Below are 15389 nucleotides of genomic sequence, written 5' to 3' on the forward strand. Positions count from 1 at the left end.
TGGCGGGCCGTACGGTGGGTCGCATGGACAGCCATGGGCGGTACGAGCAGCACGTCGCGTGGACCGTCGTCGGCACGGACATCGGTCCACTGCTGCTGGCGGCGACACGCGACGGCCTGGTGAACGTCGTCTTCCACGCCACGGACGAAGTGCGCGACAAAGCGCTCGACCGGCTCACGTCCCGTCTGGGCACCGAGCCCGTCGAGGCCCCCGAGTCGCCTCTGCTGGCCGAGGCGATACGTCAGGTCGCGGCGTACTTCTCCGGCGAGCGGCGCGACTTCGACCTGCCGCTGGACTGGTCGCTGATCTCCGGGTTCAACCGCCAGGTGCTGCGCGAGCTGGCGTCGGGCGTTCCGTACGGCGCGGTCGTCGGCTACGGCGACCTGGCCGGGCGGGTCGGCCAGCCGGGCGCGGCGCAGGCCGTGGGCGTGGCCATGGGCTCGAATCCGCTGCCGGTCGTCGTGCCGTGCCATCGGGTGGTCGAGAGCGACGGCGGTATCGGCGGGTTCGGGGGCGGTCTGGAGACGAAGCGGAAGCTGCTCGCGCTGGAGGGAGTGCTTCCGGAGCCGCTGTTCTGACCACTGCCCCGAGAGACCGGGTGAGGGTGTCTCACCGCTGAGCCGGTGAGTACACCTCGCTGCTTGAGCCTGACCGCGTCAGAGGCTGATGTGGTACGCCTTGCGGAGCGTCTCGTGCACGGTCCAGGTGGTGCGGTCGCCCTCGCGCAGGATCGCCGCGTCGCCCGGGCCCACCTCGATGACGTCGCCGCCCTCGACCTCGATCGTGGCGCGGCCGCTCACGACGACGAAGAGTTCATTCGCCTCCGTGTCGGTCACCACGCCGGGCGTGATCTGCCAGATGCCGCGCAGCTGCTTGCCGTCGGCCGACTCCCACAGCACCTTGCCGGTGACTGCCGGGTCGCCGGAAACGATCTGAGCCGGGTCCAGGGGCTCCGGTTCGAGCTCGGCGTCGGGTATGTGCACGGCGAAGGACGGGGTGGCCTGGGTGTTCGTGGTCATGAGCGGTCACCTTAAGGGCATTCGAGAAAGACCTCACGCGGAGGGTGGCCGGAACGCGCGGCCGGTAGCAGACTCCGCCCTGCGCACAGCCGCTGGCATCCGAAGTCACGGATACGCCGAGTTCGACCAGGGCGCCGGCCGCAAGTACGTCCTCGATCCGCATGGGGCGCCGGCGGGCGTGCGGCCTGTCTGACCTCACGCCTGTCTCCCGGAGGGGTGCTCCCGCGCGCGTGGGGGCACCCCTTCTCTCCGTCCCGGGGGTTCTCTCCGTCCCGGGGGCTACTCGTAGTGCCGTGCCTCGAAGACGTTTCCGTCCGGGTCACGGAAGTAGAAGCTGCGCTTGGCCATCCCACGGGCTCCGTAGGAGTCGTACGAGAAACCCGAGAGGGGGACGGACCGCTCCTCCAGCCGTGCCCGTAGCGCTTCGAATTCGGGTCCCGTGAGGGAAAGGCATACGTGGTTGACCGGGTGCCCGGCACTTTCGGCGCCTCCGGGAACCACGTTCATGTACTCCGCCAGGGGGAGGGGCGCGAGGTCGAAAATGGTCTCCCCATTGAGGCGTACCGAGGGGAACGACGCTTTTCCGGCGGCGAATTCGGTGACCCTCAGAGGCTCCAGGCCGACCGCCTTCTCGTAGAAGTCGGCCGAGGCGACCGGATCGCGCACCCACAGGACGACATGGTCGAGACGTGCCGAGTTGTCCGTCATATCCCCAGGCTGGTGTCGTACGCCGCAGGTCGCAAGGGTTTGACCGGGCGAGCCGCCCGCCAGAGATGAGGAAAGACGACCGACAGGAGGCAGACGCGTGATCGTGGTGTCCGAAGAGGTGCGGGAGGCGCTCGACGCGCGCCGGCCGGTGGTGGCCCTGGAGTCGACGATCATCGCGCACGGGCTGCCCCGCCCGCGGAATCTGCAGGTCGCGCTGGAGCTGGAGGATGTCGTTAGGCGACAGGGAGCCGTCCCCGCGACGATCGCCGTGCTCGACGGGCGGCCCCATGTCGGTCTGGACAAGGAGCAGCTGGAACGGGTCGCGAACGAGGACGGGATCCGCAAGCTGGGTCACCGCGATCTGCCGCTCGCGGTGGCGGCGGGTGCGAGCGGGGCGACGACCGTGTCGGCGACCGCGCTGCTGGCCGCTCGCGCGGCAGTACGGGTGTTCGCGACGGGCGGGCTCGGCGGGGTGCACCGCGAGTGGACGGTGACGCAGGACGAGTCGGCCGACCTGGGTCTGCTGGCGCGTACCCGGATCACCGTGGTCTGCGCGGGCGTGAAGTCGATCCTGGACGTGCCCGCGACGCTGCAGCGCCTGGAGACGCTGGGCGTGGCGGTGGCCGGCTACGGCACAGCACGCTTTCCCGGCTTCTACCTCTCGGACTCGGGGTATCCGGTGGACTGGACGCTGGACTCCCCCGGGCAGGTGGCGGATGTGATGCGGGCGCAGGACGCGCTGGACGCTCCCGAATCGGCCCTCATCGTCGCGAACCCCGTCCCTGAGGAGGAGCAGCTCGATCCCGGGCTCCACGCGCGCGTACTCACCGACGCGCTGCACGCGTGCGAGGCGGAGGGTGTGACCGGGCAAGCCGTGACGCCGTTCCTGCTCGACTATCTGGTGCGGCACACCGACGGCGCCTCGCTGAACGCCAATCTGGCGGCGGTGCGCGGCAACGTACGGCTCGCGGGGCGGATCGCGGCGGCCTGGGCCGAGGCGTGAGCGGGACGGATCGCGGGGGTGCCGGGGGAAGTACGGGGGTGTCTGCGGGCGCTCTGCTGGTCGTCGGTGACGTGGTCACGGACATCGTCGCCCGGCACCGCGGACCGCTCGCGGCGGGCACCGACACCGCCGCCGCGATCCGCACGCTGCCGGGCGGCGCGGGTGCCAATGTCGCGTGCTGGGCCGCGCACTGGGGCTGCTCGGACGTACGGCTGCTCGGCCGGGTGGGCGCGGACGCGGCGAAGTGGCACGAGCGTGAGCTCGCGGCCTGCGGCATACGTCCCCTTCTCGTCGTTGATCCGGAGGCACCGACGGGGACGGTGATCTGCCTGGTGGACACGGGCGCTTCGGCGGAGCGCACGTTCCTCACGGACAGCGGGGCCTCTCTGCGGCTGGATCCCGGCGACTGGTCGCCCGCGCTGCTCGACGGTGTCGCGCGGTTGCATCTGTCGGGCTACTTGTTCTTCTCCGAGCCGAGCCGGGCGTTGGTGTCGGTGGCGCTGGAGTCGGCACGCGCGCGTGGCGTGCCGGTGAGCCTGGATCCGGCGTCGGCGGGGTTCCTCACCGAGCTGGGTGTGGACCGCTTCCTCGAACTCGCCCAGGGCATCGACATCCTGCTCCCCAGCCGTGACGAGGCGCACCTGCTGACCGGGCTGCCCGATCCCGCGGACGCGGCGGCCAAGTTGAGCCGCCATGTCCCCCTCGTCGTCGCCAAGCAGGGCGGTGCCGGCGCCCTGGTGGCCCGCTCTGGAACCATCCGGGCCCATGTCCCCGCCGTGCCCGCCACACCCCGCGACACCACGGGCGCCGGCGACGCCTTCACCGGAGCGTTCCTCGCCGCCCTGCTCGCCGGCGCGGAGCCCCAAGAAGCGGCGGCCGAGGGGTGTGGGGCTGGGGCGATGGCGGTGGAGCGGGTCGGAGGGAGACCGCCGGAGAGCGCTTGACGGCGGCCGGACGGTGGGCGCGCAGGTGGGGTGGCGACGCCGGCTCGTTGGGCCATGTGGAGGCGTGCCGATGGCGCCATGGCGCAGAGCGTCACGCAGCCGGCGGGCTGGCGAAGCACGACTGGCCGGGGCGGCACGCAGCTGGGAGTAGGTAGCGCCGCCACGCGCAGAGAAACGCGCGGGCCGCAGACGAGCCCGACCGAGTGAGGCAGCACGCGGGTGGAGGCGGCAGTGCCACCACACAGAGGCGGCAGGCGGGCCGGCTGGCGAAACCCGACCCGGTGGGGCGGCAGGCGGGCCGACTGGCGAAACCCGACCCGGTGGGACGGCAGGCGGGCCGACTGGCGAAGCCGGAACCTGTGGGGCGGCACGCAGGTGGGGTAGGTAGCGCCGCCGCGCGCAGAGAAACGCGCGGGCCGCAGACGAGCCCGACCGAGCGGGACGGCCATCGGGTGCGGGGACAGCCCGCCGCAGAAGGCGACACGCGGGCCGCAGGCGAAGCCGACCGGGTACCGCATCTCGGTGGCGCGGACCAGCCGGCGGGCACGCAGTTGGGCCGACAGAACCGAGGCGGCGGCCGCATCGCCGACCCCTACCGATCGGCCGGCGGGTCGGCCCGGCGCCGCCAGCAGGTGGGCCGACACCCGGGTGGACGGTCGTATCCATGGCGCCCAGCGCCAACGCCATGCCTTCGTCTACCCCTTGCGCCCCCATGTCGAGATCATCGGTGCCGTCGCCAGGTCCATGGAGCCGGAGGCGACGTTGGCCAGGTGTCGGTCGATGTCCTGGTGAGTGGCCAGGCCCGCGGCGACGAGCTGGTCGCGGATCTGGCGGATCGTCGCGGACTCCAGGGCGGCGCAGGCGGGCGAGGTGACAGGGAAGTACGCGTCGGCCTCCACGCCGCCCAAACCCGCCTGGCGGAGCAGCCGCGGCAGTTTGCGGCCGTACGCGAGGTCGGCGCCGCGCTCGGCGAGCAGGCTGCGGAAGCCCTTGCGCAGCCGATTCGCGAGCTGTTGCTCGGGGCCGTACTCGTCGGGGCAGAGCAGCGGCTGCAGCGCGGGGTCGGCGTCCTCGACGAGGAGCCGACCGCCGGGCCGCAGAGCCTTGACCATCGACCGCAACGCCCGCTCCCGGTCCGGCACATGGACCAGCACGAGCCGGGCGTGCACAAGGTCGAAGCCTTCTCCCGGCGGCTCCTCGGCGCCCACGTCGTGGACGCGAACCTCGACCGGCGGGCGGGCGGCGGAGGCCGCCCAGGAGGCGTCGATGTCGGTCGCCATGACCCGCCCGGTCGGGCCGACCTTCTTGGCGAGCCAGGACACCACGGACGTGCCGCCCGCGCCGACCTCCCAGCAGCGCCAGCCGGGGCCGATACCGAAGCGCTCGATGTGCCGGAACGTCGTGGGGTCGAAGAGAGCGGCGAAGGCTTCGAAGCGCTGTCCCGCCTCGTTCTGCTGGTTGTCGAGGAGATACCCGTCGGTTCGCGTCATAGGACGATCATCCCAGTTGACCGGCTTGTCGCGAATCGTAGACGCTCCGTTGTCGCCCCCCGCACGCTCGGGTTAACACAGTCCGCGCGCTCGGGCGAGCGCAGCCCACGCACTCGGCCGAACCCCATCTGCGCGCTGAAACACACACCGGAACGGAAGAATCCGTTCCCCCAGGCTTTTCCGGTGCTCGATCAGGCCTGGCAGACTGGCGCGCCAAGGCGCAAAGTGCGGCGCGAGGGGATCCACGCAAGGAGATCCAGATGTCCATGGCAGGGAATCTGCGGAAGGTCACGGCCCTCGGCGCGGTCGACGGCCTCCGCAAGGTGGCGCGGCTGACGCGGCGGCGCGCCCGTGTCGACCTGAGTCACCCCGCCCGGTCTCCGCTGGGCTCCGCGGTGGTGAACTGCGTGGCGTACCAGGACGGCGCCCGCGTCCCGGGCGGCCGCGATCTGGTCGACACCGTGGAGCAGATCCGCAAGAGCGACGAGGGGTTCGTCTGGCTCGGCCTGCACGAGCCGACGGACCGGGAGTTCGCCGGCATCGCCGAGCTCTTCGACCTGCACCCACTCGCCGTCGAGGACGCGGTGGAGGCCCATCAGCGCCCGAAGCTGGAGCGGTACGGCGAGACGCTGTTCGCGGTGTTCAAGACGGTCTGCTACGTCGAGCACAAGGAACTGACGGCAAACAGCGAGGTGGTGAACACCGGCGAGATCATGGTCTTCGTCGGTCCCGACTTCGTCATCACCGTGCGGCACGGACGACACGGCTCCCTGGGCCCGCTGCGCGAGGAGTTGGAGGCCGACTCGCAACAGCTCTCCAAGGGACCGGCCGCGGTACTGCACGCGATCGCGGACCATGTGGTCGACGACTACGTGCACGTCACGGACTCGGTTCAGGCGGACATCGACCAGGTCGAGGCCGATGTCTTCGCGGAGAACGGCGCGCGGACGGACGCCGGACGCATCTACCAGCTCAAGCGTGAACTCCTCGAACTGAAGCGGGCCGTGGTCCCGCTCGCCCGCCCGGTCCAGGAGCTCTCCACCCGGCCGATACGGGTGGTCGCCCCGGAGATACAGGCGTACTTCCGGGACGTCTCCGACCATCTGCTGCGGGTCACCGAGCAGATCGCCGCCTTCGACGAGCTGCTCAACTCGATCCTGCAGGCGCACCTCGCGCAGGTGACGGTGGCACAGAACGAGGACATGCGGAAGATCACCGCGTGGGCGGCCGTCATCGCCGTCCCGACGATGGTCTGCGGGGTGTACGGCATGAACTTCGACAACATGCCAGAACTGCACTGGCGGTTCGGCTACCCCCTCGTCATAGGCGTGATATCCGTCGCCTGCCTTGTCCTGTACCGGGGATTCAGGCGCAACGGATGGCTCTGACACGCATCTCGCCCGGCACGGCCGGCCGGACGAGCGCGCGGACCACCCAATGGCTGGACAGGGGGAACAAGCGGATCGAGAGGGCAGGAAGGATGAGCCGGGGTCAGCCCGTCGCGCTCCTCGCGTAGACACTCTCGACCCAGGCGGCAAGCTGTTCGTCCGTCAGATGCCGGGCCAGGTCGGCCTCGCTGATCATGCCGACCAGTCGCTTGTTCTCTATCACGGGAAGCCGACGGATCTGGTGCCCCTTCATCTCCTGGAGCACCTCGCCGACATCGGCGCCCGATTCGATCCAGCGCGGTGTGCCCTGGGCCATCTCACCCGCGGTGATTCGTGCCGGGTCGTGGCCCATGGCCACACAGCCGACGACGATGTCGCGGTCCGTGAGGATGCCGCAGAGTCGTTCGTTCTCGTCACTGATGGGCAGGGCGCCCACGTTGAGCTCGCGCATCAGCTGGGCGGCGCGGTCCAGGGTCTCGTGGGCGGGAATCCACTGGGCACCACGGTGCATGATGTCTCCGGCGGTGGTCATGAAGTACCTCCCGGTGCCGGACGGCCGGCGCGGCGCGGAACACACCGCTAGTCCCGGCACCCTACATTCTTGCCGTGTCCCCAAGGATGCGCACCCGGAAGTGCGCGGTTACCGGGGTTGCCCGCCACGTCGGCCCGCCCGGGGTCAGGCCGAGAATCCGACGATCTTCTGCGGCACGACGCGGATGATCACGCGGACCTCGTCGCCCTTCTCCGCCGGAGGATCGATGCCGAGGTACTTGTGCGAGAGCTCGTACGGGAGGCGCTTGGCGTCGTCGGGGAGGATCTCGGCGGTGCCGCGGATCTCGACCGAGGTGTAGGGGTTGGCGAGGTCGAAGACCGAGAGGCTGATGCGGGGGTCCCGCTGGAGGTTGCGCACCTTCTGGCGTCCGGCGGTCGAGGAGAAGAGGACGGTGTCACCCTCGCGCTTGATCCAGACCACCGAGTTCTGGGGAGCGCCGCCGGGGCCGAGGGTGGCGACGCTGGCGAAGTTCTTGCCGTCGAGGAGGGTGCGGACGGAGTCGTCGAAGGCGGCCGGGTCGTCGGCGGAGAGCGTCATGGATTCAGGGTAACTACATGCACGCGCATATAAAAGCCCCTGGGGGACGCCACTTTCGATCAGCCGTTCCACGCCGGGTGGCGCGGATCGTCGGCGCGAACCAGGACGTCGGCCGTGCCGCCCGGGTCCACCTCGGCCTCGTAGCGCTCGAAGGCGGGGAGTGTCCAGTGCTCGGCCTCGGGGGTACGACGACGGAGGGCACCCGGGGACAGGAGCACGTGGACGCTGAGGTCGAAGGGGAACCAGTGGCGCAGAAGGAGGGGGCCGTGCAGCAACAGGAGACCGCCGGGCGGGAGTTGAACGTAGGAGCTGCGGGTGGCCCGGTCGGTGGCCGGGTCCCAGAGGTCGGGCAGGACGCGGCCGTTGCCGCCCGCTTCGAGGGGGCCGAAGACCTCGCGCCAGAGGGCGCCGGTGTCCACCCAGCCGTCGTAATAGGCCTCGACGTCCCGGTGGCCGTATTCGAGCCGGAGCGACGCGGGGCGCAGGAAGTCCTCCGTACCGACCACGAGAGAGGACCGGCCGCGTATGCGCAGCGCCTCCGAGACCCGGTGCGCGAGATCGCCGGGGCGGGCGGCCGGCGCTCCGTCGAAGGCGATGCGCGGCCAGGGGCTGCCGTCGTCCGGTTTCAGGTCCAGCAGACGCTCGGCAAGGAGGTCGCCGAGCCGTTCCCAGGTGATCGCTTCGAGTCGCACAGGCCCATGATGCCGCGATCACAAGGCGTTCTCGTGGGGGTGGCGGGCGGCAGGAGCTCAGGAGGCGCGCAGCCAACCGCCCTGGAGGACGGCTCCCGACGACGGCTGACGCACCTGGAGGACGGTTCCCGACGACGGCCGACGCAGCCGGAGGACTGCTCCCGAGCATTGCTGACGCACCCGGCTCACCAGAGGCGTAGATCCCCGGGGCGGACGGGGGAATGAACCGCGTATGGCACCGATCGCAACTCCCCCACACCGCACCGGACTTCTCGTCATCCAGCCGCTCAAGAAGCGGCACTGTGCCGAGTGCCGGACCGGGCCGCTGGCGCTGCTGGTGCTGGAGGAGGGGCTGCCGCGGTGTCTGGACTGCGCGGATCTCGGGCATCTGGTGTTCCTGCCGCGCGGTGACACGGCGCTGACGCGGAGGTCGAGGGAGGGCAGTGCGCTGTCGGCCGTGGTGGTGCGGTTCAACCGGCGGCGGAGCCGATACGAGCGGCAGGGCGTCCTCGTCGAGGAGGCGGCGCTCGCCCGGGCCGAGGAACGGTGCCTGGCGGACGCGGAGGCGCGGCGGCGACGCAGAGTGCGGGACGCGCGGCGGCGGGCGGCGGAGGATCTGCGGTTCACGGACGCGTTCGCGCGGGAGATACGCCGGCTGTTTCCCGGTTGCCCGGCCGACCGGGCACGGGCGATCGCCGCACACGCCTCGGTGCGCGGCAGCGGGCGGGTCGGGCGCAGTGCCGCTGGTCGGGCGCTGTCCGAGGCCGCGGTGACCGCGGCGGTCCGTGCCTCCGTACGACACACGGACACTGCGTACGACCAGATGCTGATGAGCGGTGTGCCGCGGCACGAGGCGCGGCGGCGGATCACCGGGACGGTGGACGCCACTCTGCGGGGGTGGCACGCCGGGCGTGCGCCGACGTGACCGGGCACCGTCGACGGCTTCGACCGCTTCAACCGCCCGCCTCGGCCGCTTCAATCGCTCGGCCGCGCCGACAGCGCCGACCTGCAGCGGCGGCAGCGCGGGGCCACGCCGGGGTCGGCATCGCCCGGCCGCACCATGTCGGCATTGCCCGGTCATGCCGGGTCGGCATCGTCCGGACACGTCGCCTGGACGCTCGCGCATGCGCCCGCGTCCCTCGACCATGGTCACTGTCCCCGTACGAGATTTCACTTGTGGTGACGGTAGTGCGCCGTGCAGGATCTTTGATCTCGGGGATCGATGCGGGGGTTGTCATGATCGATGGGCCGTATTTCGTGCTGACGTTGCTGGGGGTGCTCGGCTGCGGGCTGGTGGCCGGGGTGTTCTGCGGGTTCTCGACGTTCGTGATGAGGGGGCTCGCCGAGTTGCCGCCCGCGCAGGGGGTCGCCGCGATGAACGCGATCAATGTCGCCGCGTTGCGCCCGGCGTTCATGCTGGTGTTCGTCGGCTCGGCGGGGCTGTGCGCCGTGCTTGCCGTGGTGACGTTCGTGCTGTTGCCGGACGACGGGGCGGTGGAACTGCTGCTGGGTAGCGCGCTGTATCTGTTCGGGTCGTTCGGGGTGACGGTCGTCGCGAACGTGCCGCGCAACGAGGCATTGCTCAAGATGGACCCCGGGACACCGGAGACCGCCGTCTACTGGCGTACGTACGTGCGCGAGTGGACGACGTGGAACCATGTCCGCACGATCGCGTCGGCCGGTGCGGCGATCTCGTACACGCTCGCCCTCACCTGAGGCACACGACCGCCCCGAGGGCGCGGCGCTGGAAAACCCGGGGCGCACGCCGGCCTCACCCGAGGGCGGCGCATGCGCGACGCATCCGAGGGCGGCGCATACGCGACGAGCAATCCCCGCGGAAGACGGCGGCGCATGCGCGACGAGCAGACCCCGCCGACGACGACGGCGGCGCACGCGCGACGAGCAGCCCCCGGAAGCGACCCCTCAGCTGAGCGGCGACGCCCACGGAGGCGACGTATCGTGGCGTGAAAGGAGTGTCGACCGACGGTCGTGGGCGTTGGCGCCCGACGGCCGCGCGGCCTCGTGCCCGTCGCGTACGCAAGGGAGACGGCCATGGCCGATCCCAAGGGATTCATGACCACACCACGCGAGGAGTACCCGCGCCGGCCCGTCGAGGAACGCGTACGGGACTGGAACGAGGTGTACGTCCCCCGGGCGCTGCTGCCGATCATCAACAGACAGGCCGATCGCTGCATGGACTGCGGGATCCCCTTCTGCCACGACGCCTGTCCACTGGGCAATCTGATCCCCGAGTGGAACGACCTCGTCTCGCGGGACGACTGGCGGGCGGCGAGCGACCGGCTGCACGCCACGAACAATTTCCCCGAGTTCACCGGGCGGTTGTGTCCCGCACCCTGCGAGGCAGGCTGTGTGCTCGCGATCAACCAGCCCGCGGTCACCATCAAGAACGTCGAGGTGGCCATCGCGGACCGCGCCTGGGAGGACGGTTTCACGTCACCGCGGCCGCCGGACCGGCTCTCCGGACGGACCGTCGCGGTGATCGGGTCGGGACCCACCGGGCTCGCCGCGGCCCAGCAGCTGACGCGGGCCGGACACACCGTCGCGGTGTACGAGCGGGCCGACCGGATCGGCGGGCTGCTGCGGTACGGGATCCCCGCGTTCAAGATGGAGAAGCGGCACCTGGACCGGCGGCTCGAGCAAATGCGGGCGGAGGGAACGAAGTTCCGTACGTCGACGGCCATCGGCACGGACATCCGCGCCGCCGACCTCAAGGCACGCTACGACGCGGTCATACTCGCCGTTGGCGCCACGGCGTGGCGTGAACTCGACGTACCTGGGCGGGAGTTGGCGGGCATCCATCAGGCGATGGAATATCTGCCGCTGGCCGACCGGGTGTGCGAGGGGGATCTGGAGGTCTCGCCGCTGTCCGCGGCCGGCAGGCACGTCGTGATCGTAGGCGGCGGTGACACCGGCGCCGACTGCCTGGGGACGGCCGTACGGGAGCGCGCGGCATCCGTGACCCAACTGGACATCTATGCCCAGCCGGAGGCGGAGCGCGACGAGGACGTCGAGCCGTGGCCGACGTACCCGAAGATCTATCGACTCTCGGCCGCACACGAGGAGGCCGGCGTGCTGGGGACGGCGCCCGCGGCGGACGCGGACGCCCGGCTCTTCGCGGCGTCCACGCTCCATTTCACCGGGGACGCGGACGGGCATGTGCGCTCACTGCACCTCGTCGAGGTCGACGAGCGGCGGCGCCCGGTCCCCGGCTCCGGGCGAACCCTGCCCGCCGACCTCGTGCTGCTCGCCCTCGGCTTCTCGGGCCCTGACCGCCACGACGGCCTGATCGACCAGCTCGGCCTCGCCCTCGAACCGCGCGGCACGATCACCCGCGACGCGGACTTCATGACCAACGTCCCCGGGGTGTACGCCGCCGGGGACGCGGCCCGCGGGCAGTCCCTGATCGTCTGGGCCATCGCCGAGGGCCGCGCGGTGGCCGCCGCGGTGGATCGCTTCCTTTCGGGAGTGTCTCGCCTGCCGGCGCCGATCGGGCCCTACGACCGCCCCATGAAGGTCTAGGAATCCCGCCACCGAGTGCCACTGAATGCCACCCAACGTCGCGCAATGAGGCCCGGTTCGGCACCGCCGAACCGGGCCGTCGTGATCCTCGCCGTTGCGACGGAACGGAGTTACCACCCCACCAGCCCCAATAGCCCCATCGGTCCCGGTCGGAGATCCTCCGCGCCCGGTGTGGTCTAGCGCTCGTCCGTGCCCGCCACCTTGGCCGTCGACAGCGCCACACGGTTCCACGTGTTGATCGTGAAGATCAGGGCCAGGACGTGAGCCAGTTCCTGATCGTCGAAGACCGCGGCGGCCTGCGCATACACGTCGTCGGGCACGCCCGCGTCGGCGACACGCGTGACCGCCTCTGTCAGCGCGAGGGCCGCCTGCTCCCGGGTCGTGAAGAAGTGCCGGGCCTCGCGCCACACCGCGACCATGTGCAGCCGGTCCTCGCTCTCGCCGGCCTTGCGGGCGTCGTTGGTGTGCATGTGGAGGCAGTAGGCGCAGTGGTTGAGGTGCGAGGCGCGGATCTGGATCAGTTCGACGAGGGCAGGGTCGAGCCCCTGGCGGGCCGCCGCGTCGAAGCCGATGAGGGCCCGGAAGACCTTCGGGGCGGACTTCGCGAAGTCGAGGCGGGGGTTTTCGGCCACGGGCGCCACGCTCGCAGCAGCGGAGGAGGTGGAGGAGGCACCGGCCGTCGTGTGCATCGTGTTCGTCGTCATGACCATGAATCTACGGGCCGGAAAGACCGGCTGTAGGGTGCATTTCTGTGGCGGAATCATGGGTCAATTACGCGGAACGCATCGGCGCCGACCTGCACCTGGAGCTGTCGGGTTCGGGCGCGCGGCGGGCCGCGCTGATCCGGGCACTGCGCGAGGCCGTACGCAGCGGCCGGCTCGCGCCGGGCACCCGGCTGCCGCCGTACCGTTCGCTCGCCGCCGACCTGGGCGTCGCGCGCAACACCGTCGCCGACGCGTACGCCGAACTCGTCGCAGAGGGCTGGCTGACCGCCCGGCAGGGCTCGGGCACACGGGTCGCCGAGCGCGCCGCGCCGCCGGGCGCCCCCGCGCGCGTACCCAAAAAGGCGCCGCCACGCGCGCGTGGACCCCGGCACGACCTGCGGCAGGGCACCCCGGACGCTGCCTCGTTCCCGCGCGCCGCCTGGCTCACGTCGTACCGCCGGGCCCTCCAGCAGGCGCCCAACGAGGCCTTCGGACCCGGCGATCCGGCGGGACGGATCGAACTGCGCGAGGCGCTCACCGAGTACTTGGCACGCGCGCGTGGTGTACGTACGGAGCCCGGACGGATCGTGATCTGCTCCGGCTTCGCACACGCCTTGCGACTGCTCTTCCCCGCCGTCCTGCGGGGCCCGCTGGCTGTCGAGTCGTACGGCCTCGGCTTCCACCGCGAGTTGCTGGCCGCCGCGTCCGTACGGACCGCACCGCTGCCCCTGGACGAAGACGGCGCCCAGGTGGCCGGGTTGGGCAGGGAGCGGGTCGTACTTCTCACGCCCGCACACCAGTTCCCGACCGGTGGTCCGCTGCATGCCGAGCGGCGCGCCGCGGTGATCGACTGGGCACGCGCGCGTGGCGGGGTGATTCTGGAGGACGACTACGACGGGGAGTTCCGCTACGACCGCAAGCCCGTCGGCGCCGTACAGGGCCTCGACCCCGAGCGGGTCATCCACATCGGTTCGGTCAGCAAAAGCCTGTCGCCTGCGCTGCGGCTGGGCTGGATGGTCCTTCCGGAGCGGTACGTCGACGCCGTAATCGCCGTCAAGGGCGAACGGGAAGCCTGGGCCGGTGTGTTGGACCAGCTGTCGCTCGCGGACTTCATCGTCTCCGGGTCGTACGACCGCCACGTGCGGCGCATGCGGCAGCGGTACCGGGGGCGACGGGACCGGCTCGTCGCCGCGCTCGCCGCGCGGGCACCGCACGTCGAGGTGACCGGGATCGCGGCCGGGCTGCACGCGGTGCTGCGGCTGCCGCCGGGGACCGAGCAGTCGGCGGTCAAGGCCGCGGTGTGGCAGGGCGTAGCGCTCGACGGGCTCGCCGAGTTCCGGCACCCGGCGGCGGTGATGGCCGCGCCGGACGGGTTGGTGGTCGGCTATGCGACGCCCGCGGAGCATGCCTACGGGGCGGCTCTCGACGCGCTGTGCGGGGTGCTTCCACCGGGCTGACCGTCTCACGTCGGTCGAGCGCGCGCCCGATCCGGCCGGGTCGACCTCGACGATCTGCCGCCCTTCGGAGCCCGCCGCGACCGGGCCGGACCGCCCGCCTGGTCGCCGTCGGCGTGGTCGGTGCCGTTCTGCTCACCGCGCTCGCGGGCGGGCTCGCCGAACTCACCCGCACCCGTGACGAGCACGAGAACGACGACGAGGCGACCTCCGTACCCGTCCGGATCGACATGCGCGGCAAGGACATGACGGATCGGCGGCGGGTCCTCGCCGCGCGCCAACTCTGGGAGGGCTGCCGGGACTCGACGTCCGTGCCGCTCGACCGGGCCAAGCTCGGCAGCCATCTCGCGGTAGGACCGCCGTCGATCGAGCAGATCCACTACGGGCCGAGCCTCGGTCCGGGCCGCGCGGAGCAGCCGCCGCTCCCGGCCGTGGCCGTGAGCGGCCTGGTGGACGCCCCGACGCACGTGGTCCTGGTTCTGACCGGTCAGGCCTTGCGACCCACCGCCCCGTACCCGGGAACGACCCCGTCGTCCTGCCCGGGAACCGGCTCGCCCAGCTCGGGGTGCCACTGATGAGGCACCTGGACGCCCGGCTCGACCAGCTCGAGGCCGTCGAAGAAGCGGGCGAACTCCTCGCGGGAGCGCAGCGCCAGGGTGACGCCGACCGCCTTGAGCTTCTCGATGGCGGCTGCCGACTCCTCCGGTGTGAAGTCGGCTGTGGCGTGGGTCATCATCAGACAGCTGCCGGAGGGGAGTTCGGCCAGCAGCCGGTCGACCAGGGTGCGCGCGCCGTCCTCGTCGGAGACGAAGTGCAGCAGCGCGACGAGGGAGAGCGCCACCGGCCGGCTGAAGTTCAGGACCTTCTTCGCCCCGTCGACGATGGCGTCCGGGTCGCGCACGTCGGCCTGCAGGTACTCGGTCGCCCCCTCGGGCGTGCTGCGCAGCAGGGCCGCCGCGTGGGCCAGCACGATCGGGTCGTTGTCGCAGTACACGATGCGTGCGTCGGGCGCGATGCGCTGGGCGACCTGGTGCAGGTTGGGCTCGGTCGGGATCCCGGTGCCGATGTCCAGGAACTGCCGTACGCCGTTCTGGGCCAGCCAGCGAGTGGCACGGTGCATGAACGCGCGGTTGACCCGTGCCATCACCGGCACCCTCGGATCGAGGGCGAGCATCTGCCGCCCCATCTCCTCGTCGACGGGATAGTTGTCCTTGCCGCCGAGATACCAGTCGTACATCCGCGCCGGATGCGGCTTGCTCGTGTCGATCTCGATGGGGGGCTGGCCGGTCATGACCGTCTCCGTAAGTCCGTGCCGCGGCAAGTATTCGAATCACTGCGGTAAGTATTCAAGTCACTG

17 protein-coding genes are annotated in these 15389 nt (G+C 71.2%); 9 read left to right on the top strand and 8 right to left on the bottom strand.

What is annotated here, in order from left to right; all coding sequences use genetic code 11:
- Nucleotides 1-23: 23 nt before the first annotated feature.
- Nucleotides 24-578 (top strand): methylated-DNA--[protein]-cysteine S-methyltransferase, encoded by a 555-nt coding sequence (locus ACIBK0_RS10615; RefSeq protein ID WP_399077820.1) that lies wholly within the window; start codon nt 24-26, stop codon nt 576-578.
- A 78-nt stretch (nt 579-656) separates the two neighbouring features.
- Here ACIBK0_RS10615 and ACIBK0_RS10620 read toward each other — a convergent pair whose 3' ends face one another.
- Both ACIBK0_RS10620 and ACIBK0_RS10625 read right to left on the bottom strand, forming a co-directional pair.
- Nucleotides 657-1019 carry a cupin domain-containing protein gene (locus tag ACIBK0_RS10620; RefSeq protein ID WP_399077822.1) on the bottom strand — a complete coding sequence of 121 codons (363 nt, stop codon included), beginning with the start codon at nt 1017-1019 and terminating at the stop codon, nt 657-659.
- 279 nt (nt 1020-1298) lie between these two features.
- Nucleotides 1299-1727 carry a VOC family protein gene (locus ACIBK0_RS10625; RefSeq protein WP_399077824.1) on the bottom strand — a complete coding sequence of 143 codons (429 nt, stop codon included), beginning with the start codon at nt 1725-1727 and terminating at the stop codon, nt 1299-1301.
- Between the two features lie 97 nt (nt 1728-1824).
- On the opposite strand from ACIBK0_RS10625, the gene ACIBK0_RS10630 reads away from it, so the two are divergent.
- Nucleotides 1825-2730, top strand: a complete 906-nt coding sequence (locus ACIBK0_RS10630) for a pseudouridine-5'-phosphate glycosidase (protein WP_399077826.1) — start codon at nt 1825-1827, stop codon at nt 2728-2730.
- 38 nt (nt 2731-2768) lie between these two features.
- A complete protein-coding gene (locus ACIBK0_RS10635) occupies nt 2769-3674 on the top strand; it encodes a carbohydrate kinase family protein (protein ID WP_399077828.1) in 906 nt (301 codons plus the stop codon).
- A gap of 695 nt (nt 3675-4369) precedes the next feature.
- Here the strand turns inward: ACIBK0_RS10635 and ACIBK0_RS10640 are convergent.
- On the bottom strand, nt 4370-5164 hold the full coding sequence (locus ACIBK0_RS10640) for a methyltransferase domain-containing protein (RefSeq protein WP_399077830.1): 795 nt from the start codon (nt 5162-5164) through the stop codon (nt 4370-4372).
- A 260-nt stretch (nt 5165-5424) separates the two neighbouring features.
- Here ACIBK0_RS10640 and corA point away from each other — a divergent pair, with 260 nt between their 5' ends.
- The gene (corA, locus tag ACIBK0_RS10645) at nt 5425-6552 is read left to right on the top strand and encodes a magnesium/cobalt transporter CorA (protein WP_399077832.1); all 1128 of its coding nucleotides are present in this window, start codon (nt 5425-5427) and stop codon (nt 6550-6552) included.
- A 103-nt stretch (nt 6553-6655) separates the two neighbouring features.
- Here the strand turns inward: corA and ACIBK0_RS10650 are convergent, their stop codons facing one another.
- The 3 genes from ACIBK0_RS10650 to ACIBK0_RS10660 form a co-directional block, all read right to left on the bottom strand.
- Nucleotides 6656-7084, bottom strand: a complete 429-nt coding sequence (locus ACIBK0_RS10650) for a CBS domain-containing protein (protein ID WP_399077834.1) — start codon at nt 7082-7084, stop codon at nt 6656-6658.
- 144 nt (nt 7085-7228) lie between these two features.
- Nucleotides 7229-7642: a PPOX class F420-dependent oxidoreductase gene (locus ACIBK0_RS10655; protein ID WP_399077836.1), complete on the bottom strand. Its 414-nt coding sequence runs from the start codon at nt 7640-7642 to the stop codon at nt 7229-7231.
- Between the two features lie 59 nt (nt 7643-7701).
- A complete protein-coding gene (locus tag ACIBK0_RS10660; protein ID WP_399077837.1) occupies nt 7702-8334 on the bottom strand; it encodes a uridine kinase in 633 nt (210 codons plus the stop codon).
- A 232-nt stretch (nt 8335-8566) separates the two neighbouring features.
- On the opposite strand from ACIBK0_RS10660, the gene ACIBK0_RS10665 reads away from it, so the two are divergent.
- The 3 genes from ACIBK0_RS10665 (at nt 8567) to ACIBK0_RS10675 (ending at nt 11874) form a co-directional block, all read left to right on the top strand.
- The gene (locus ACIBK0_RS10665) at nt 8567-9259 is read left to right on the top strand and encodes a DUF2293 domain-containing protein (RefSeq protein ID WP_399077838.1); all 693 of its coding nucleotides are present in this window, start codon (nt 8567-8569) and stop codon (nt 9257-9259) included.
- 311 nt (nt 9260-9570) lie between these two features.
- Nucleotides 9571-10050, top strand: coding sequence for a DUF1772 domain-containing protein (locus tag ACIBK0_RS10670; protein WP_399077840.1), 480 nt, complete (start codon nt 9571-9573; stop codon nt 10048-10050).
- Between the two features lie 336 nt (nt 10051-10386).
- Nucleotides 10387-11874 (top strand): glutamate synthase subunit beta, encoded by a 1488-nt coding sequence (locus tag ACIBK0_RS10675; protein ID WP_399077842.1) that lies wholly within the window; start codon nt 10387-10389, stop codon nt 11872-11874.
- Nucleotides 11875-12050: 176 nt separating this feature from the next.
- On the opposite strand, the gene ACIBK0_RS10680 is transcribed toward ACIBK0_RS10675, so the two are convergent.
- Nucleotides 12051-12578, bottom strand: a complete 528-nt coding sequence (locus ACIBK0_RS10680; RefSeq protein ID WP_399077844.1) for a carboxymuconolactone decarboxylase family protein — start codon at nt 12576-12578, stop codon at nt 12051-12053.
- Between the two features lie 47 nt (nt 12579-12625).
- Between ACIBK0_RS10680 and ACIBK0_RS10685 the strand changes: the two genes are divergently transcribed.
- Nucleotides 12626-14035: a PLP-dependent aminotransferase family protein gene (locus tag ACIBK0_RS10685; RefSeq protein WP_399077846.1), complete on the top strand. Its 1410-nt coding sequence runs from the start codon at nt 12626-12628 to the stop codon at nt 14033-14035.
- Between the two features lie 113 nt (nt 14036-14148).
- Nucleotides 14149-14607, top strand: coding sequence for a hypothetical protein (locus ACIBK0_RS10690; RefSeq protein ID WP_399077848.1), 459 nt, complete (start codon nt 14149-14151; stop codon nt 14605-14607).
- Here the strand turns inward: ACIBK0_RS10690 and ACIBK0_RS10695 are convergent.
- Nucleotides 14520-15323, bottom strand: coding sequence for an SAM-dependent methyltransferase (locus ACIBK0_RS10695; protein WP_399077850.1), 804 nt, complete (start codon nt 15321-15323; stop codon nt 14520-14522). The genes ACIBK0_RS10690 and ACIBK0_RS10695 overlap by 88 nt on opposite strands.
- Between the last annotated feature and the right edge of the window lie 66 nt (nt 15324-15389).

The organism is Streptomyces sp. NPDC050564, from assembly GCF_044457265.1.
GTDB lineage: Bacteria > Actinomycetota > Actinomycetes > Streptomycetales > Streptomycetaceae > Streptomyces.